General features: G+C 61.4%; 9 protein-coding genes. 2 read left to right on the top strand and 7 right to left on the bottom strand.

Annotated elements, in window-relative coordinates; all coding sequences use genetic code 11:
- The 7 genes from NDI87_RS09605 to NDI87_RS09575 form a co-directional block, all read right to left on the bottom strand.
- Window positions 1-8440 (bottom strand): glucoamylase family protein (locus tag NDI87_RS09605; RefSeq protein WP_296274988.1); only part of this gene is annotated, 8440 nt, incomplete at its 3' end.
- A gap of 5 nt (window positions 8441-8445) precedes the next feature.
- On the bottom strand, window positions 8446-8571 hold the full coding sequence (locus tag NDI87_RS09600) for a hypothetical protein (protein ID WP_296274987.1): 126 nt from the start codon (window positions 8569-8571) through the stop codon (window positions 8446-8448).
- A 167-nt stretch (window positions 8572-8738) separates the two neighbouring features.
- Complete coding sequence (locus NDI87_RS09595) at window positions 8739-9896, bottom strand: outer membrane beta-barrel protein (RefSeq protein ID WP_296274986.1); 1158 nt, start codon at window positions 9894-9896, stop codon at window positions 8739-8741.
- A 13-nt stretch (window positions 9897-9909) separates the two neighbouring features.
- Entirely contained in the window at window positions 9910-11493 is a 1584-nt protein-coding gene (locus NDI87_RS09590) for an ice-binding family protein (protein WP_296274985.1), read from the bottom strand.
- Between the two features lie 173 nt (window positions 11494-11666).
- Entirely contained in the window at window positions 11667-12428 is a 762-nt protein-coding gene (locus NDI87_RS09585) for a hypothetical protein (RefSeq protein WP_296274984.1), read from the bottom strand.
- Window positions 12388-15924 carry an MBG domain-containing protein gene (locus NDI87_RS09580; RefSeq protein ID WP_296274983.1) on the bottom strand — a complete coding sequence of 1179 codons (3537 nt, stop codon included), beginning with the start codon at window positions 15922-15924 and terminating at the stop codon, window positions 12388-12390. The genes NDI87_RS09585 and NDI87_RS09580 overlap by 41 nt, the downstream gene beginning before the upstream one ends.
- 56 nt (window positions 15925-15980) lie before the next feature.
- Window positions 15981-17654, bottom strand: a complete 1674-nt coding sequence (locus NDI87_RS09575; protein ID WP_296274982.1) for a ShlB/FhaC/HecB family hemolysin secretion/activation protein — start codon at window positions 17652-17654, stop codon at window positions 15981-15983.
- 359 nt (window positions 17655-18013) lie between these two features.
- On the opposite strand from NDI87_RS09575, the gene NDI87_RS09570 reads away from it, so the two are divergent.
- Together NDI87_RS09570 and NDI87_RS09565 are read left to right on the top strand one after the other, a co-directional pair.
- Entirely contained in the window at window positions 18014-18388 is a 375-nt protein-coding gene (locus NDI87_RS09570; RefSeq protein ID WP_296274981.1) for a hypothetical protein, read from the top strand.
- 250 nt (window positions 18389-18638) lie between these two features.
- Window positions 18639-20203, top strand: a 1565-nt coding sequence (locus NDI87_RS09565) for a PAS domain S-box protein (protein ID WP_296274980.1), incomplete at its 3' end; no start/stop codon positions are given.

Here is a 20203-nt window from a genome sequence, read left to right as displayed (position 1 = left end):
GTGGCTTTGTGTCTTGTTGCAGTGGAATCACAAAACAACTGGATCCGGTCAACTCAAGCCAATGCAGGGCTTCGCCGGCTTGCAGTAATTGCGCGCCCGGCACGGCTGCGGCTTGCAGCGCGTCGGCCGCACTGGCACGGACCAGGATGAAGCGCATGCTGCGCTGCCCGCGCACCAGCGTCAACTCGGCTTTGGGCCAGTGCGAGGGCAGGCAGGGCGTGAAGCTGAGGGTTTGGGCGCGCTGACTCAAGCCAAACAGTGACTCGATGGCGGCGCGGTGCAGCCAGGCGGCGGCTCCGGTGTACCAACTCCAGCCGCCGCGCCCCACGTAGGGTGCCTGGCTGTACACGTCGCCCGCCATCACGTAGGGCTCCAGCCCATAGGCCGGGCCGCGTGCGGGGTGACTGGCGCGGTGTGCCGGACTGAGGTAGGTGAAGTAGCGATAGGCCAGGTCACCCGCCTGGCTTGAGTCCGGATCTTGGGCTGCGAGTTGGGCTTGCGCCATCAGCGCCCAAACGCCCGCATGCGAATACTGGCCGCCGTTTTCACGCACGCCCGGTGGGTAGGCCTGGATGTAGCCGGCGCTGGGCACGGCATTGACGAGGGGTGGGTCCAGCAGTTTGATCAGGCCGGCGTTGGCGTCAACCAGATGCGCTTGCACGGCGGCCATTGCCATCTGCTGTCGGTCCAGGGGCGCCGCATGGGACAACACCGACCAGGCTTGCGCAATCAGGTCAATTCGGGCTTCCGGGTTGTCTTTGGCGCCAAGTGCCTGGCCATTGTCAAAAAATGCGCGTTTGAACCATTGGCCATCCCAGGCGGTGCCATTCAAGGCGCTGCGCCAGCCCAGTGCGGCCTGCTCCCAGCGCAGGGCGCGTTGCTTGTCACCACGCTGCTGCGCCAGCGGGGCAAAGTCTGCCACCAATTGGCACAAAAACCAGCCCAGCCAAACGGATTCACCAAGGCCCTCGATGCCGACCCGGTTCATGCCGTCATTCCAGTCGCCACTGCCCATCAGCGGCAAACCATGCGCGCCCACGGCCAGGCTGCGGTCGATCGCCCGGGCCGCATGCTCAAAAACCGAGGCCTGCTCGGCACTCACGGTGGGTGCAAAGTACGCATCCTCCGCGCCGGCGGGAATCGCCATGCCGTCCAAAAACGGCACCTGAACATCAAGCAGTGCGGTATCGCCGGTGGCCTGCAGGTAAAACACGCAGGCATGCGCCAGCCAAAGCAGGTCGTCAGAAAAATGGGTGCGCACCCCATTACCCAGGGGTTCGTGCCACCAATGCTGCACATCGCCCTGGACGAACTGGCGCGAGGCGTTCAGGATGATTTGTGCGCGCAGCATCTCGGGCGCGGCCCAGGCCAGCGCCATCGCGTCCTGCAACTGGTCACGAAATCCGGTGGCACCACCCGCCTGGTAAAAACCGGCTTTGGCCCACAAGCGGCATGACACCGCCTGGTACAGCAGCCAGTGGTTCACCATTGCGTCAAACAAGGGGTCAGGTGTGGTCACCGTGGTGCTGCCCAACAAGCGGTGCCAGCTGTCAGTCACGTCATCAAGGCGCTGCTTGGCCGATGCCTGAGTCGCCAGCGTGGCCAGTTGGCGCGCCGCATCAGGACTTTCTGCGTAGCCCATCAAGAAGGTCCGCGTGACCTTGCTGCCGCTGTCCAGAATGATGTGTGTAGACAGCGCGGCGCAGGGGTCAAGCCCGTCACCACTGCGCTGGCCAAAATAGTCCGGGATGACCAGACGCCCGCGGGCATCAAAAAATTCGCGGCGGTCACAGCTCCAGTCCTCGGCATCATCGGTGTCACTGGCCATGCCAAAGAAAGCGGTGCCACCTCCAAAGCCGGCGGCGGCATCGCGCTGGGTGCTCAGCATGGCGGTCAGTTTCTGCGCATGGGCGGGCAGGCGCTGATGAAACGAGGCGGTGCGCACGGTGCCGCGGTCACTGCGGTTGGCACCCATCAGCCACTCCACCATGCCAATCAAGCGCAGATGTTGGGTCTTGTGGCCGCGGTTGAGCAGCGTGACGTGGATCTGTTTGACGCTGGACTGCGCATCCACACACCAGCTCAGCGACACCTCCAGCTCACCCCGGCGGTGGCTGATGGCGCTTGCGCCCTGGCCGTGGGACACCTGGAAGGTGATGCCTTCGTCCACGCCCGCTGAAGGCGACAGGCGCCAGACTTCGCTGGTTTTGGTGTTCTGCAGCAAAAACCATTCTGACGCCGGATCGCCCACGGGGTCATTTGACCAGGCGGTGAGCTGGTTCAGGCGGCTGTTGACGGCCCAGGTGTAGCCGCCGCCTGCCTCTGAAATCTGGGCGCCAAAGCCAGGGTTGGCCAGCACGTTGATCCAGGGTCGTGGCGGCCGCTGGGTGGCGCTCACGGCAAAGGCGAACTCACCCGTTGCTGCAACAAACCTGCCCTGCGATGGGGTGTCAACAGCGCCGCTGGGGGCCATCTCAAGTGCGCTGGTGGAAGTGTCAAACCGCAGTGCCCGAACCAGTTCGTGCCGATGGTTGAGCTCCTGCACATGAAAGGCCAGGGGACGACCATCGGCGTGCAGCAACACGCGGGCCAGGCTGTGCAGGGTGCCCAGCTCAGCGTGTGACAGCTCATTGGCAGGGATCAGGTGAAAGCCGGTGCTGGCCTGACCACCGTTGGCGTCGCAGTCGGCACTGTGGCGGTCACGCAGCGCGGCAATCTCCCGTTGCAGCGGCATCAGGTAAGACGCGGGCTCGGCGTTCACCACCACCAGATCACAGGCCTGTCGGCTCCAGGCCCACAGGTTCAAGGCCTGCGAGAGTGAGCGCAGCAAGCCCAGGCCCTGGGTCACGCCGGCCAATACCAGAATGATCGGGCGGTCGCCTGAGATGCCGAAGCGCCACAGCAAGCGGCGGTCACACACCTCGGTAGCGGCGCTTTTGGGGCGCACGGCCCGGGCTTGCACCCTGGTGAGGCTCAGCGCCAGGGTGGTGCTGAGGGTTTGCATGGCGGCAAAATTCTCGGCCGTGATGCGCAGCGCCCTCAGCCGGATGCTGGTCATGGTGGCGGACATCAACGATGCCCGTTGTACATTGCTGGTCAGGCGGTATTTGTCGATAACGGCGCGCAGGGTTTGCGTGTTCAGCGAGGCCGTGGTGGCAAAGGTCAGGCGGGCTTTGGCACCCGGTGCAATGCGCAGCGTGACGGCCAGGGCGCAGACCGGGTCCAGCCCGGTATCAAGCGCCACGGGCAGATCATCCTGGGCCTCTGGCGCGGGGTCCAAACCGGCCACCAGGTGGCTGGCAGCCTGGTTGCGCCCCTGCCAGCGCTGGCGATCCGTGGTCAGGCGGATATTGCCCACGGGCATGCTCATGTCGGTCAGAAAGTGCGCCACTTTCAGGCCCTGTTCGCTGGGCAGACGGGGCTTTCGCTCAAACAGCAGCGCCTGTTGCGATGCCAGCCATTGGGCCGTGATGAACAGGTTGGTAAACGCCGGGTGGGCCTCGTCGGCACGGGGGTCTGACAGCGTGACCTCAAAGGCCGATGTCAGTTCAATATTCAGCGTGCGCTCACTCAGGTTGCGGAGTTCCACCTGTCTGAATTCAATGTCATCCTCCGGGCTGACCCAGACCGTGGTGTGCGCCTGCAGGCCGCTCCACTGCGCATCAAAACTTACCCGGTCGGCATGAAACACACTTTGGTAAAGCGCTTGCGGGTCAGGTGCGGGGTGCTGGGTGACCGAGCACGGCTGGGTTTGCCCGTCCCATTTGACAAAGAAAAAGCTGCCATGCGCGTCGCGTAGCGCATCATCGCGCCAGCGGGTCATGCCGGTCTGATCCCAGCGGCTCAAACCGGCCCCATTGGCGCGCAGCAGCACGCTGTAGCGCCCGTTGGACAGGATGTGCGAGGGCTCAATGGCGTTGTTGCCTGGCAGTACTTCACGAAACAATCCGGGAGCGCGTCGCCTTTGGTTGGGGGGGTGAAGTGGCGATGGCAAAGCCCGCAGCACCGGTATCTCACGCGGCACCCGTTCATGCAGCAAGGAAGACACCGCCTGCACATGCGCATTGGCCATGCCCCAGCGCAGCGCTGCGCCGTCCAGAAGCAAATTGGCCAGCGCCACAATGCTCATGCCCTGGTGATGCGCCATGACGGTGTCCACCGGCGTGAAAGATTCGTTGCCGGTGCGGCCAGCCGCAGAGTAGTCCAATGCTTCGATAAAACCGTAGCGGCCACGGGCGCCGAGCTCTTGTAAAACCTTGAAGTTCAGGCAGGCGCAGTGCGGCGCAATTTGTGCCACCAGCGCGGTGGCGTAAGGTGCCACCACCAGCTCATCAGGGGGTGTGCGGCGCAACGCCAGCCTTGGCACACCATGCGGTGCGTACTGGTAAGCCAGGGTGAAATCGCTTGCGGCGTACGCGGACTCGGAAATGCCCCAAGGCACACCCAGGGCTTTGGCAAACGCCATTTGCTCACGCAGCGCCGCCTGGCTGGCTTCATGCAGCACGCTGCCGTAGGGCTCGTCCAGCACCACGCCGGGCATCAGGTATTCAAACATGGAGCCGGTCCATGAGCGCAGCCCGGCGCGGGTGCCCACCGCAAAGAATTGCCGGCCCAGCGCAGGCCAGTGGCGCACCGGTACATCGCCCTTGGCGATGGCCAGCAGGCTGGTGAGGCGCGACTCCGAGGCCAGCAAGTCATAAAAGCCGGCATCGCGCTGGTGCTCAGCCACGCGGTAACCAATGTGGAAAAGATGGCGCCTGCGGCTGTACAAAAAGCGGAAGTCAGGCTGCCAGGCCAATTGCTCCAGGGCATTGGCCAGGGTTTGCAGGCGTTGACTTGCTGCGGGCAGGGCAGGCGGCAGGTCTGACTGCGCCAGGGTGTCCAGGCGGTTGGAAACCAAGCTGGCACGCAGGTCTGCCAACAGCCACTTGACTTGCGCGCGCTCAGGCATTGAAAGTGCATTGCGGCGTGCCAGAAGGGGTTGAAGCCGCGCTTTGGCCGCCCCGATGGCCAGCTGGCCGGCGCCGTCAAAGGGGGACAGCGCCAATTCCCGGCAGGCCTGAGCCACCGCCAGCAAGTGCCCGCTGAGGTTGCCGCTGTCAACCGTTGACACATACATGGGCAGCAATGCCTCGCCGCTCTGCGTGTCGTACCAATTCATGAAGTGGCCGCGATGGCGTTGCAGCGTGCCCAGTGAGTTGAGCGTGGCTTCCAGCCTGGCCAGCAGATCCTGGGTGCCGATCCAGCCAAACTGCCGTGCGCAGGCGACACTGAGCAAATACAGACCGATGTTGGTGGGCGAGGTCCGGTGGGCCACCATGTCGTGGGGCGTGGACTGCAGGTTGTCGGGTGGCAGGTGGCGGTCATCGGGCCCCACGCAGCGTTCAAAAAATCGCCAGGTATCGCGCGCAATGCCTGTCAGGTAAACCCGCTCGGTGGCAGGCAGTTTCGTTTCTTCGTCGACGGCATGGGTGCGGCTGACCCACCACGTCCACAACGGCGAGGCGGCCCACAGCAGGCACAGCGCGATGGCCAGTGCGGGTGTGGGTGTGCCAGCCCAGAGCAGGACAGCCAGCAGAGACACGGCGACGATGGGCTCGGCGCGGTGCTGGCGCAAGATGCCGCGCAGGTCTGTGCTGGCTTGTGCCTGGGCCGTTTCTGCGGTGGTCCACTGCAACAGGTGGCGGTGGCTCACGCCTATGCGGTAGAGCGCGCGGCCAATGGCATCAAGGGCCAGCAAGGAATGTTGCAATAGCTGCGCCAACAGCCACAGACCGCCCAGCAGCGCGCGCGCCAGATCAAGCAAGGCAGCACGGTAAAAATGCCCCTTGGCAATATCGCCATGGCTGGGCGACAACCCGGCCACGGCACCCATCACCGGCCCGGCGGTAAAGGCAGCCATGACCAGAGCCAGTGCCACCCAGGGCGACATCGCCAGGCCAGACAAGGTGGCCAGCAACAAGGCCAAAGAGATGGGGGCCACCAGGGAACGGCGCAGGTTGTCAGTCAATTTCCACAAGTTGATGGCGCTCAGGTGGTAGCGCCTGGGTTTGAGTAAAAACGGCAGCAGTTGCCAGTCGCCACGGGTCCAGCGGTGCACCCGGGAGGCGGCCACGTCTGAATGAAAAGGCGCGTCCTCAAGCACCGCGATGTCGCTGATCGCGGCGCAGCGCGCCATGGCGCCTTCCAGCAAATCATGACTCAGGACCTGGTCTTGCGGCAAACGGTTGGTGAGCACGGCATGCATGGCGCGCACGTTGAGCAGCCCCTTGCCGGTGAATGTTCCCTCGGAAAACAGATCCTGATAAATCTCGGAGCTGGCGGCGCTGTAGGGGTCGATGCCGCATTGGCCGGCAAACAACCAGTGGTAGAGCGTGAATTCCTTCACCGCTGGCAACGGCATGGCCACCCGGGGTTGCAGGATGCCATAGCCGCTGACAATCTTCTGGCCACTGGCATCCAGTTGCGGTTGGTTGTGCGGGTGCGCGGCGACACCCACCAGTTCACGCAGGCGCCCAGGCGGCAGTTGGGTGTCGCTGTCCAGGGTGACGATGTAGGGTGTGCCCGGTTCGATGCGGGACGCTGCACCCAAATCCAGAAATGCGCTGCCGTTGCGTTGCGCCAGCGCCGTGACCAGCAGTTCCAGCTTGCCACGCTTGCGCTCCCAGCCTATCCAGCGCTGCTCGGATTCGCTGAAATGCCGCATTCGGTGCAACACAATGAAGCGCGGTGCCTGGCTGGCCTCGTCGGCGCGTCTGGGGTACTTCAGGTTCAGGTCTCGCACGCCCTGCATGGCGTTTTCCAGCAAAGCGCTGTCGGTTTCAAGCTGCGCCGAGTCGGCGTCGGCCCAATCACTCAGAAGGGCAAACTGGGCGTGCGGTTCCGGGTTGGCCAGGTAGTGCAGTTGCAGGCGATTCACCAACGCCAGGGTGGCTGCCGCACTGGTCAGCATGCCGGGAATCACCACCATCACCCGGTGTTCGGGTGGAATGCCGTGAACCAGTGCCAGACGTGGCAAGTGCTTCGGTCGAACCGATTCGCTGATCAATCGGTGGATCACGGCCACCACGGCCTCGGAGGCCGGAAACAGCGCCAGCGACATGACCAGCAGGGTCAAACCGACTGAATCTGCCGTGCTGTGGCGCAGCATGAGCCAGAGCAAGAAACCCAGGGTGACAAAGAGAATGCCAAGGTAGCCGGGCAATACCAAGCGCCGGGCAAGAAATCGCCAGGCGATGGCAGCGGGTGCATGCAAACCCAGTGCCCGCCACAGTGCTGGCTGGCCGGGTCCGCGCAACCAGTGTGCCGCCACTGACTGGCCGCCATGGGTGTCTGCCGGCGCATTCATCAGTGCCAGCAAATTGTGCGCCACCGAGAGTTCAGACTGACGGCTTCGTTTGGCCAGGCGCTCGATCGCATGCAGGGTCTGGTCCCGCGTGGCGTTGTCTTCTGCTTCAAAAACGGGTGAACCCAGCATCAACTGCATCAATACACTGGTGCGCGTAATGATGTCTGGCCAGTCAGCGTCGCCAATGGCCCGCAGGGAGGTGATGGCGTTGCGCATGCTCAGGTTGTCAGCCGCCTGGTCGGCTCCCTGCTGCAGTTGTGCGGCGGCAAGGTCGGGCAGGGCGTTGCGCAACCAGCCCTGAAACTCATCCTGTTCAGCGTTCGGGTCCACCGGGTGGAGGTCGTTCAGACGTTGCGCCAGTTGCACCAGAAAGACCCGCCCAACGCCACGCCCGTTGAGCAGGCCCAGCAGGTCGTTGAGCGTGTCCGGCGTGTAGCTGTCAATGTTGTCAAAGCACAGGTTGGCTGCTTCACGCGCGGCCTTGTTGGTCGCGACGCGTTCGGCCAGGCGACGCAGGCTCTCAATCAATACCACCCGCAAGGTGGTCGGCAGGGCCCACATCTCGCTCAAGTTGAGTTCACGCGTCTGCTGGTAAGCGCACAGGAACTCCACCAGCATGGCCTCGTCAAATGCGCCGTCGGTGTGTGCCACAAAGGCCCATGCCACACCGTACACGCGGGGCAAACCGGCCAGCGGTTCGTCCAGCAATTTGGGCAGTGTCAGAAAATAGCTGCGCGGCAATCCGGCGTTGATTTCGGTGAGTTGGGCTTCGATCAGGTGAAAGTTGTCCAGCAACCATTCTGCCGCCGGACTGATGTCATACCCCGTGCTGGCCTGGACACCGATGAAATGGTGTGCTTCGCGCAAGGCAATGAGGTTGCTCTTGATGCGTGGAAAGAAATGGGCTGAACGCCCGGTTGACTGCGTGGCCCGATGTGTTTGTCCCAAACTGCGGCCATGCTGTGCAAAACGCTTGGGCCCGAAAATTTCGGAACGAATGGGAGGCTCGACGGCACCACGCGCACTGTCGAGAAGTTGATAAAAAACGGCTGTTTTGTCCGGAATCAGCCCTTGCAGGCTTGGGTGTTCCATGCGTACTACAGCACCCAATAGCCAAAGCCAAACAGCAGCGCCATGACCACCAGGGTGGTCACAAAGCGTGTGGCGACAAAGCCGTGGATGGATGCCGCCACACCATGCAGCGTCATCAGGTGGCGATGCATTTGTGGACAGGCACTCAAGTGCTTACCCAGCACCAATAAATCGGTCCCGGAAGACTTGTTTGCATCGCTGCGTGAGGCAGTGCACCATGAATGGCGTGGAGTGGTTGTTGGGCGGTGCATAAAAGAGTCCCATGCCCGCACCGCGCAATTGCCGTGCGGGCCCAAGGTTAACGTTGACCGGTGACTTCGATGTCCACCCGGCGGTCGGGCTGCAGACAGGCGATCAGGGCAGGGGTGACTTTGGTGCCCACGCAATCACCCGGCTTGGTCACCGGATCGGAACCATTGACACCTCTGGCATTGATTTTGCTGGCTGGAATGCCTGCCGAGTTCACAAGGTAAGTGCTGACCGCTTCGGCGCGCTGGGTTGACAGCTTCTGGTTATAGGCTTGTCGGCCGATGCGGTCAGTGTGGCCGGTGACGTTGATCACGTCAAAGTCAAGCCCGCGCAAATCAGTCGCCAGCCTGTCAAGCTCTCCGCGACCGCCTGGTTTGACAACCGAGCGGTCAAAGTCAAACAGGGCGTCGGCTGACAAGCTGACTTTTTGCGGGACGCGCGGGGGCGGTGGTGGCGCCGGAGGTGGCGCCACGAAAACGGGCTGTGGCGCCTGGGCAATCACCACGGGCGCCGGTGTGTAGGTCTGTGCCACCGGGGTTGGCGTCTTGCCACCAAAGCGATAAACCAGACCGATGGACGCCATATCGACATCGCCCTTGTTGCCGACGGCATCGTTGATGCGGTAGCGTTCGATTTCGGCGCGCAGGCTGAGGGCGTCGGTCATGGCGTATTGCACGCCTAATCCGACCTTGAGGTTGGTGTCGCGCGCACTCGGATTGGGGTTGAGCACGTTGACCGCACCGGTGCCGGCAAAACGGTCTTCAGTCCGGGCGTAGGCGGCGCCAATGCGGCCAAAGGCAGAAAACTTTTCCGTGATGGGGAGTGTTCCCACCAGGTCAAGGTTCAGCCCTTTGATGCGGATGTCGCCGCTCAGGGTGCCAGCAGGGGTGGTGCTGGTTTTGAAGCCAAACTGCCCGAGGTCAAAATAACCCGCTTCTACCGAAAAATATTTGTTGTACTGGTAACCGCCAAAAATCTTGAAGCCCAGGTCGTCGTCAGTGTTGCTGAAAGGACCTGCCACCAGGCCGCTGCCCAGCAGGCCGCTGGTGATTCTGGCTTCGTCAATGGTGGCAATGGACTGCCCGATATTGGCGCCGCCATACCAGCCGGCGTCTTGCGCCATGGCAAAAGGTGCGGCCATGAGGGCGAGTGTCAGCAGGCTGAGCTTGCCCGTGGTGCTGACAAATTTGCTTGATGTGAGTGTCATGGTTTTCTCCTGATTATTGGGCTGGCACGTTGACGACCGTGTTGACCATCGTGACCGAAGCGCCCAGGGAGAGTGCCCGACCGTTCAGTGTCACGATGCTCACGTTGTCAGCGGTTGAAAAGGTAACGCCTTCTTGCGCAATGATGGTGCCGACCATGGTGCCGCCACCGGCTGCGTTGATGGTGGCAGCAGAACCCACTTGCCAGAACACGTTCTTGGCCAGTGCACCACCGGCCAGGATGATGCTTTGTGGCGCGGCAGCACCGGGGCCGCCGACGGTCAATGTGCTGGCCATCTGGAACACCCAGGTGGCATTGGCATCACCCTGCGCATCGAGCGTCAAGTCACCGCCTTCGATCAGGTAGGAACCGTCAGGCGCCTTGTAAGTGCCTGGCAGCAGTGTGACACCTGCCAGATTGGCGCCGGGTGCCGGACTGGCGCCGCCCACGGGCTTGGCCGCCAGCGCCAGGTAGGCGGTTTGGGCATCCAGGCGGGCCTGGGTCGCCACAGCGCACTCGGGCGCACTTGGACTGGCAGAATTAGCGCCCGTGATGGAATTGGTGCATGTGTAAATTTTGCCATTAACAGCACCACTATTGAGGGTCGTTTCGGTGTAGATGTCATCACCGTAGGCTATGGTTTCATGAAAGCCCGTGATCATGGAGGTGCCTGTGGCAATGGTGCCAATGTCGCCGTTGATGATGGTCAGTGTGCCCATGTTGGTCATGCCGGCGGTTCCGCCGAAGGTGCCAAAGGGCTCAGCCATGTTCAGCACCACCAGGGGCTGCGTCGTGGCAGTGGCCGCAGTTTTGAAAGACCATATCTTGTCGCTGGGTGAGAGAACGTTGCCTGCCTGATCTGTGACACCCGTGGCACCAGAGACAATGGTCGCGGTGTAAGTGGTGTCGGTGGCCAGAATGGCATTGGGCGTAAATGTGGCGATGGTGTTCAGAGGGTTGATGCTGACGGTTCCGGCAACGCGGTTTGCACCTTGAAAGAGCGTGAAATTGTCCGCAGTGATGGTGTTGGGGTTCATTGCTTCACTGAAGGTGGCTTTGACCGCCGTGTTGGTGGCAACACCCGTGGCTGCATCGAGGGGGTTGACCAATGTCACGGTGGGAGCCGTCACGTCGGTGGTTGCGCTGGTGGTGAATTGCCAGACATAGTCACTGACCAGATTCAAGCCGGTGCTGTCTTTGGCCGCTGTCGTCACCCTGGCGGTACAAACGGTCGCGCCGGGCAGCACCGCTGGCAGGCTGAGCGTGGCAAGCTTGCTGTCAGCCAGGTAACTGACAGTGCCACCGGTAATGGGCGTCGCTGCAGGGCAAGCCAGGGTAAAACTGGCAGGCGTGAGCGTGGCGGGATCCATCGCTTTGCTGAAGGCAGCAGTGATGGTTTTGGTATTGGGCGCCACGTTGAGGGCGCCGGCGAACGGTGTGACGACCGTGACCGTGGGTGGCAAAACGACGACAGACGCGATGAAGCCAGACCCCAGAATGGGCGATTGCCCGCCACCGCCGCAAGCGGCCAGAACGACGCTCAGCGCTGTTGCCATGAGCCATGGCGTCAGCCTGAAATTAGCCTCGATGTTTTTCATTTGCTTACCTCTTGAGTTGATGCGAAAACTTTTGATGGCCAAGTCAACTTAGGGTTGATATTGGCACTGTTGCTTTGCACCACCGCGCGGGCTAGCTGCATTGCAGGTTTCAGTATCGAGAAGCGGCAGGGAGGTGTCTGTGTGCCAACCCACATAACGAAAAACTGGGGCTGTCATTGCCCCCGGCTGGCAACACTTTGCGTGCTAAAAAATAATTTGACAGAACGGGTTTCTGGTAGCACGTAAACAATGCCATTGCTGCCGGCAAAGACCGGGCGCACGACATTCTTGAAAAAATCCACCGGTACATTGATGCAGCCGTAAGAAATGCGGTTGTCCAGTGGCGACGGAGAAGCCAGACGTTGGGCCCGGCGCTCTTGGGCGTTGCTGGTAATGACCGGATGCAAAGAGATGGCTGCGTCGTAGTCAACCCAAAGAATCTGGCCGCCCTTCAAATTGCGGTCCAGCGAAGCCACAAAACGACCCGCCGGTGTGGTGCGCTCTTCGGGCTGGATATCAGCGAGCTTCTTTTCACCGATACCGGGCACGGAATCATCACCAACGGCAAAACCAAGCAAGACTGGTGCGGCACCGCGCAGTTTGCCATCGCTATTGAAGACAAAAACCTTGGCAGCTTTTTTGTCGAGAATGATGAACGGCAAGCCGCCGTTGTTGCCCGAATGAAGCGCCCAGTCCGCAACATACCGGGCATCCACTGAGGCGATTTCTCGCTCAAATTGCGCGCCAGTAATGACTTGCTTCGCCGGTCTATCGGAAGCCATTGCCGGGCCGAGACCGGTGCCGATGATCATCAAGCCAAGACACAGCTGCCTGGTCATGGTGGAGGCAATCAATTGCACCTTGGCAGCGGCAAGCCAGTGCTTGTCGTGGCCATCAGTTACGGTCTTGTTTGCGCGGGCGAACGGGTGCCACATAGGGTTGCGGCTCAGGTTGCACCATCGGCTCAACCCGTTCTTGCTGGGGCACCACCACTGGGGGTGGCACGACCGGCACGGGCGCCAGCACCACCGGCGGTGCGAGGGTCTGCAGTTGCGGCGGGATCAGCGGCAAGACGACCCCCGGCGGCCAGGCACTCGGCCCGACCGGCGAATTCACGATTGGCAATGCGAGCGGTGTGTCGGGCAGGGCCAGTGCATCAGGTGGCACAACCACGACAACCGGCAGCACATACAGCTTGCCATCGACATAGCTCACGGTGTAATTGCTCGCATCGTAAGTGCCTGTGGCTGTGCCCGGGGTAATAGCATAGGGGCTACCCACCACGGCGGCGCTGGCTACCGTGCCGGCACTGGTTTCAGGTACGCTGGTCACGGTGTCCCCGTTGACCAAACCCGTGGTGGTGAAGGCGGTGTCCGGCAGCACCAGTGTTTGGCCGTAGGTTTTGGAGGCATCGTTGGCGGTCACGATCAGCGGCACCGGGGTCACGGTGAGCCTGCCGTCGACATAGGTAATGACATAGTTGGTTGGGGTAAACGTACCGGTCGAGCTACCGGGGGTGATCACGATCGGATAGGGGCTGCCCGCCACGCTGGCGGTCGGTGGCGAGCCAGTGGTGGTCTCGACCACACTGGTGACCGTGTCGCTATTGAGCAGGCCGGTCTGGGTGAAGGCCGTACCGGCTGGCGTGAAGGTTGTGCCGTAGACCTTGGTGGCGTCATTGGCCGTCAAGACCAGCGGCGCCGGGGTCACGGCCAGGTTGCCGTCAACATAGTTGATGGTGTAGTTGGTGGCCGTGAATGTGCCGCCGGTGGCTGCACTGGGCGTGATGGCATAGGGACTGCCAGCGACCGGCGCGGTGGCTACCGTGCCAGGGCTGAGCTCGGTGACCGTGCCCACCGTTTCACCGGCGACCAGAGGCGTCGTGGTGAAGGCGGTTGGCGCCAGCGTGGCGGTCTGGCCGTAGACCTTGGTGGCGTCGTTGGCGGTGATCGTCAGCGGTGCAGGTGTGATGTTGGCTGTTGTGACGGCGGTCGTATTGACCGTGTAATTGCCCGCATCGGCGCCCGCCAGGCTCAGGCCGGTGCCGGTAACGGTCTTGCCGTTGGCCACGTCCTTGTCGCTGAACAGCGCGGTACCGCCGACGTAGCTCACTGCGTCGCCGGCAATGGGTGTGGCCAGCGTCCGGCTCGCAATCACGGCAGAGTTGTTGGCGTCATACATCTTGTTGTTTGCCGTGATGCTGCCAACCAGCGCCAGCGGCGTGATGGTGCCGGGTGCGGTGTTAACGGTCACGGTGTAGTTGTTGCCGCCATTGCCGTCAGCCACGGTGTAGGGGCCGTTGGCAACCAGGGTGCTGAGACCGGCGCCCATGACGTTCTTGCTGGCATAGTTTTGCGTCAGCGTGCCATTCAATGTGTCGCCCGGTTGCAGGTCAACCACGGTCGGGGTGCCCACTGAACTGGTGGTGCCGTTGTAGACGCGGGTATCGGTGACGGCATTGACCGTCAGTGGCCTGACGGTGATGTTGCCACGTGCCAGGTAAGTTCCAGGCGCAAACGTGATGGGGGCGAAGAGCGCATACACAGCGTCGCTAAAGGTGCTGTTGTAGGTGATCGGCTTGTTGATGCCGACATGCTCGGTGTCAAAATTTGCATTGCTGACCGCGCCCAGCACGACGGGCGGGGCGACGCCGCCGACATCAGGTCGCAGGCCGCTGACGTTGGCGGCGGTTGTGTTGTCGTACATCTTGTTGTCGCCCTGGCCGAATACCCAGGCCTTGGCATCCAAAACGCCAGCGCCGGTCAGGTTTGCGTCGTACGCGATGATCTCGGCGCCCGTGGTGGCGTAGCTCGCCGGGTTGAAGCGAATGCTAAGGTTGCCCGTTGTGATGGTCAGGCAATTGCTGCCGCAGGTGATGGCCACGGTGCCCGCCGCGACGCCCGGACCGGTGCCGTCGTTGTCAGCGCGGAAAATCATGTCGCCCGTGGTGACCGTCGAGGCGGCACTCACCGTCACATTGCGACCCGCAGCTGCAGTGATGTTGCCGGTGACTACAGTGGTCGCCGCCGAGATGGCGACATCGTTGACCGCCGTAAAGTTGAGCATACCCGTGGTTGTTTTCGTGGCTGCGGCGACGTTGACATTGTTCCCGGCGTTGGCTGTCACACTGCCGTTGATGCCTGAAATGGCCTCATTGATGTTGACGTCGTTGACGGCATTCATGGTCAGGGTCGTCGTTCCGGTCCAGGACACGGCGTCGTTGACGTTGACATTGCCAGCCGTGCCGGCGCCGCCCGAGTTGCTTTCGAGGGTAACGTTCGTTAAATCCAGGTTGGTGCCAAGTGCTGCGCCCGTGATGTCCCCGCCCCCCGCTGCGACCGTATAGTCAAACGGGTCAATCAACCAGAGTCCGGTTTTCCCGGCACTCGCCAGGGTGGTGATCCTGGCGTCGTTCGCGACCTTCACATGCGCCGCCGAGGTTTCAATAAAGCCGCCATCGCCGCCATTTGGCGCCGAGGCATCCAGTGTGCCGCCCACATTCACGGTACCGCTTTGCATGTCGCCCATCAGCATGATGCTGCCTTTTTCACCGGTGACCAGCGTCTGCGCCTGGATCACGCCGGTGTTGTTGACCGCGCTTTGCAACAGGCTGCCGGCCGACTTTGCGGTGAGCAAGACCTGGCCGCCGTCAGCCCGGATCAGGCCGCCGTTGTGCACCAGCGCATTGACCGCGCCTTCGTTGACGGCGACATTGAGCAGGCCGTCACCCGCCACGTCCATCGTCATGACATTGCCTGCGGCCAGCACCACGCTGCCGAGTTGGGCTGAAATGACGCCTTCGTTGCTGACGTTGGCACCCAGCAGCGCCACAGAACCGCCGTCGGCGTTGAGGCTGCCCTGGTTCAGCACCGTTCCCGTGCCATTGCCAGAAAATTTGTAGTTGCCCGCCAGAAAGTCGCTGTCCGCGATGTTGCGGGTGGAAGCCAGCAACCCGCCCACGTTGACCGAGGCGCCTTGACCAAACAGGATGCCGTTGGGGTTGACCAGAAACACCTTGCCGTTGGCGCTCAGACTGCCCAGGATGCTCGATGGGTCAGAGCCCAGCACCCGGTTCAGCGCGACCGAGCTGCTGTTGGGCTGCACGAACTGCACCGACTGGCCGCTGGCGATGCTGAAACTTTGCCAGTTGATGATTGCGTTCTGGGTCGACTGGTTGATGGTGGTATTGGTCGCCCCCGTGCTGATGGTGGCTGCACCCGCCGCGACCACACCGCCTGTTGGCTGGGCCAGCGCGTTGGTGCCAAACGCCAGCATGACCGACACCGCCAGTGCTTGCAGTGTGAAGCGCGTGTCGATGCCGGCGGCATTGATGCCAGCAGATGTTTTTTTGCCAGCGCTGCGGGCGTTTTCGGACACGGCGACAAAGGTGCCAGTGCTGTCATTCCAGAGTGATCGGTAAGAGCAGTTCATGATGGGTTTCCAATAATGTCAATGTGTGGGGTGGTCAGCGTGTTGGTGCAGGCAGTTCAGAAATATTTGACGGCCTGAATCCAGAAACGACCCGACTTGTCGGGGGCCGAGGTAGCGGCTTCATCGCCGATCTTGAAGGCGTAATAGGCCCGCACCATGAAGTTGTTGGTCTCGGACCAATTCACACCCACACCGGCACCGCTTAGGGTACGACGGTTGTCCCCGGAGCCCGGCCACGGATTTTTGTTGATGGTCACGCTGCCGGTGTCGATGAAGCCGATGAGCTGCACCTGGCCCGGCAGTGTGGTCGTGAGTTTGGGCAACTGCCAGCGGGCCTCGAGGTTGAGCACATAACCCTGATCGGCATAGGCTTCGCCCTCGGGGTAGGCGCGCACGCCGTACATGCCGCCAAGCTCCATCTTGTCGGAGACGTCCAAGTTCTTCGAGGCGAATTGACCGTTGAGAGCGGCCGACACGGAAATGGTATCGGTCACGCGCTGCAGCCGTGACAAGCCAAATCCCAGCTTGTTGAAGTGGCCATGGGTTTGCGCCTGCACGTCGCGAAGCCGCAATTCAGGCGTTTCCAGGTCAATGTTGCCGGTTGACCAGGCCAGCGAATAGCCCGTTGTGCCGCCGCCGCCAAGGCTGTCATGCAGATTGCCATTCAGGCTGGCGGTTAGCACCTGCGCCTTTTTGTCGGCTACCGGCATGGCCAAATCAGTCGGGTTCTTGTCCTGGAAGGTCTTGGCGTCATAGATGAGGCCAGCGTACAAATTGCTGTTGCGCGAGCGAATCAAGGGGTAGCTGCCATACAGGCTGGCCACCTCTGCGCTACCTTTGGCATTCAGACTGGCGAATTCCTCGCCCAGCTCATAACGCAGGGCGCTGTAAGACACGCCCGCAGTGGCTTTGCCAAATTGCATCTGGTAGGCACCGCGCAGGTAGTTCAAGCCAGAGCCCGAGGTGAGTGCCCGCAAGCTGGCTACATCGCCCAAGCCCAGCGGTTCGTTGAAGTTCACGGTGGCACCAATCCGGTAGGCGCCGGTGTAGCGGTTGCCGGCGTTGTCGGCATCGATGCTGCCACTGATGCGCTTGCCCGGCGTCAGGTTGACGATCAGGTCGGAGCTGCCAGGAGCAGCGCCGGGCACCAGGGTCGAGTTGACCTTGACACCAGGCAGGTCGGACAGCAACAACAGCCGATTTTCGAGCGGTGCCGTTGCCACCACATCGCCGCTGTTGATGCCGCTCAGCAGACCATTGGCCAGCGTGTTGGAGACATTGGTCTGGTTGTTCAGCGACACCTGACCATAGTGACCCTCGATCACGGCGATGGTCACCACGCCGCCCTGGATCTCTTGCGCCGGCACGTAGGCCTGGGCCACGAAGTAGCCGTTTTGCCGGTAATAGGTGGCGATCCTGGCGGCCATGCCTTGCAAATCAGTCAGGCTCAGGCTGCTTCCCGTCGCGAAACCCGTGACTGCCAGCAAGCTGGCTTCGGTATAGACCTGTGCACCGGTGATCTGGATGCGGTTGACGGTAATTTTGGCGTTGTCCTGCGGTGTGGCAACAGGCTGGTTGGCCGGATTGACCTCCAGCGCGGGTGCCATCGGTTGCGGCTGGGGCGAGGGCGGGATTTGCTGCATCTGACCGCCCGCACCCAAGGGCGTGGCGGCAAAGGCGGCCGGGCACATGACCAGCATGGCCAAGGGTAACAACTTGATTTTGAACATGATCGCTTCCTGTGTCAGCTTGCCGCGCAAACTTTTCTAAAGCGCATGTTGCTTGCAGGTGCACCTGCCGTCTGTACGCTAGGCCACATTGCAATGCCTGTCGCATCAGGACCCGTACCGGTGTGCCTGCGCGTTGTTTTTGGTCTGTTTTGCCCTGGGTTCGCAAACGCACAGACCACTTGTGCATGCAAGCGCTACTTTCGGGCTTTTGTTGCTTTTGAGGAATCGCCATGCAAAACGTTGAGATGCTCAATTCTGTTAATTTGCTTCAACCGTTGCGGTGTGTTGCTGGGCCAGACGGGCAGAGTGCTGCCAGCCTACAGGCCCAGGAATACCGCAAAAACAGTCAATTTGTAGGCATGCTCAACGCCTTTCGGCGCAGTGGTGGCCTGGCACGAGCACAGGAAGTCGCGGTCCGGTTCAGCGGACAAAGCGCCAGCGATATGTCCCCATTGGCGGGCTGGATTGCCAAGCGGCAAGTGATCAGCTTGGAATGGCAATCCAGGATCTGGTTGCCATTGTTTCAGTTCAACTCAACCGGCACCACCCTTCGGCCCGGTCTCGGCGCGGTATTGGCCGAGTTGGTGCTGGTGTATGACGACTGGGAAGTGGCCTCCTGGTTTGCCAAACCCAATTCCTGGCTGGCCAGCGCCACGCCAGCCGACTCGATGGCTGTGGCGACGCCCCAGGTGCTCCTGGCGGCACGGGCCGAGCAGTTTGTGGTGGCTGAATAAACCAGGGTTTACCGCATCACAGCGCTGCAGGCCCAAAAGTCCAGGGCACTGATGGCACGCCTATGTACGCCAGCGAACGGAGAAGGTCGAACTAAATTTATACAGTTCAGACCAGTTTCACAAAATTGATCCATCCATTCAATCTGGCAAGCCTTTGGAATCTGCATCAAAAGCGGGTTTATTGCGTCGATCAAGACACTGAAAAATCGAATGCTCAACAACTTTGTGATGCCGTGATGGCCTTTTGTCCATGAAAGTCTGGAATAAATTTGTTGTCTGGTTATCCGCTGCCGCTCTGCTGCTGGCGTTGGGGGCGACGTTGTCGTTCCTGGCATTCAGTCAGATGGAGGAGGCCGCCATGGCACGCGGCAACACCAGTGCGTTATTGAATCGCTCGGACGATTTGCTGTCCGCCTTGAAGGATGCAGAGACCGGTCAGCGCGGCTATCTGTTGACCGGTGACGCGGCTTTTTTGCAGCCGTATTTGGATGTACAAAACAGTCTGATTGGCCAAATGACGGCATTGCGTCAATTGAACTCCGTCCCCGCTGCACAGAAACACCTGGACACCATGGCACCCTTGATCACCGCCAAAATGGCTGACTTGGCAGAAGTCATTGAGTCCAAGCGCAGGAATGACACGCTTGGCGTACTGGTGCTTATCAAAGCGGGCGAAGGCAAGTATTTGATGGATGCGATTCGTGCCGAGATGCGGCTCTATACCCAAGTGGTGGAAGAAGAGCGGATGCGGCACGATACAGAATTTCAGGCCAAGCTGCGCCTGTTGTTCATCAGCATCATCGCCGCCGCGGTATTGACGCTGCTGCTTGCGCTGGCTTTTGCCTGGTTGGTCTATCGGGGGGCGCAGCAGCGGCTCATGAATTTGGCGCATCTCGAAACCCGGCATTTGCTCGAAGTTCGGGAGCAGGCAAATCAGCAACTGCAGCAAGCCAACGATACCTTGCAGGTGAGCGAGGAAAGGCTCGCCGTGACACTCAATTCCATCGGCGATGCCGTGCTGGCGACCGATGCCCAGGGGCATGTGACGCTGATGAATCCATTGGCCGAGCGGCTGACCGGTTGGACCCAGGCAGAAGCCAGCGGTCGTCCGGTGGACGAGGTACTTCACATCATCAACCAGTCAAGCCGTCAAGACGTCACGATCCCCGTCATGGCAACTCTGGCGCATGGCACGGTGCAGGGTCTGGCCAACCACACTATCTTGATTGCACGCGATGGCAGCGAGTGCGCTATCGCCGACAGTTGTGCACCGATTCGCGATCGCAAGGCCGGGGTCGTTGGTGCCGTACTGGTGTTTCGCGATGTCACCGAGGAATATGCCGCCCAGCAGGCTTTGCGTGACCAGCAGTACTACACGCGCTCGCTGATCGAATCCAACATCGACGCCCTGATGACCACCGACCCGTCCGGCATCATTACCGATGTCAACCAACAGATGGGGGTGCTCACCGGTTGCGCCCGTGACGAACTGATCGGCGCGCCATTCAAGAATTACTTTACCGATCCGCAGCGCGCCGAGGCCGGCATCAAACTGGTGCTGAGCAACAAAAAGGTGACCGACTACGAGCTCACCGCGCGCGCCACTAACGGCAAGGAAACGGCGGTGTCCTACAACGCGACCACCTTCTATAACCACGAGGGCAAGTTGCAGGGCGTGTTTGCCGCTGCGCGCGATGTGACGGAACGCAAACGACTCGATCAGGTGTTGCTGGAAAAAAATGTCGAGCTGGAAAGCGCCAGGCTTGAAGCAGACAGAGCCAATCTCGCCAAATCGGATTTTCTGGCCAACATGAG

It is taken from the genome of Rhodoferax sp. (genome assembly GCF_023701345.1).
Lineage (GTDB): Bacteria > Pseudomonadota > Gammaproteobacteria > Burkholderiales > Burkholderiaceae_C > Rhodoferax.
The sequence above is the reverse complement of the archived record's forward strand: the minus strand, read 5'-3'. Positions and strand labels throughout refer to the sequence as shown.

What these genes read in the sequence shown, in the direction of transcription:
- NDI87_RS09600 (WP_296274987.1), bottom strand. Translation starts at nt 8,571, where the DNA reads ATGCATCGCCACCTGATGACGCTGCATGGTGTGGCGGCATCCATCCAC.
- NDI87_RS09595 (WP_296274986.1), bottom strand. Translation starts at nt 9,896, where the DNA reads ATGACACTCACATCAAGCAAATTTGTCAGCACCACGGGCAAGCTCAGC.
- NDI87_RS09590 (WP_296274985.1), bottom strand. Translation starts at nt 11,493, where the DNA reads ATGAAAAACATCGAGGCTAATTTCAGGCTGACGCCATGGCTCATGGCA.
- NDI87_RS09585 (WP_296274984.1), bottom strand. Translation starts at nt 12,428, where the DNA reads ATGTGGCACCCGTTCGCCCGCGCAAACAAGACCGTAACTGATGGCCAC.
- NDI87_RS09580 (WP_296274983.1), bottom strand. Translation starts at nt 15,924, where the DNA reads ATGAACTGCTCTTACCGATCACTCTGGAATGACAGCACTGGCACCTTT.
- NDI87_RS09575 (WP_296274982.1), bottom strand. Translation starts at nt 17,654, where the DNA reads ATGTTCAAAATCAAGTTGTTACCCTTGGCCATGCTGGTCATGTGCCCG.
- NDI87_RS09570 (WP_296274981.1), top strand. Translation starts at nt 18,014, where the DNA reads ATGCTCAACGCCTTTCGGCGCAGTGGTGGCCTGGCACGAGCACAGGAA.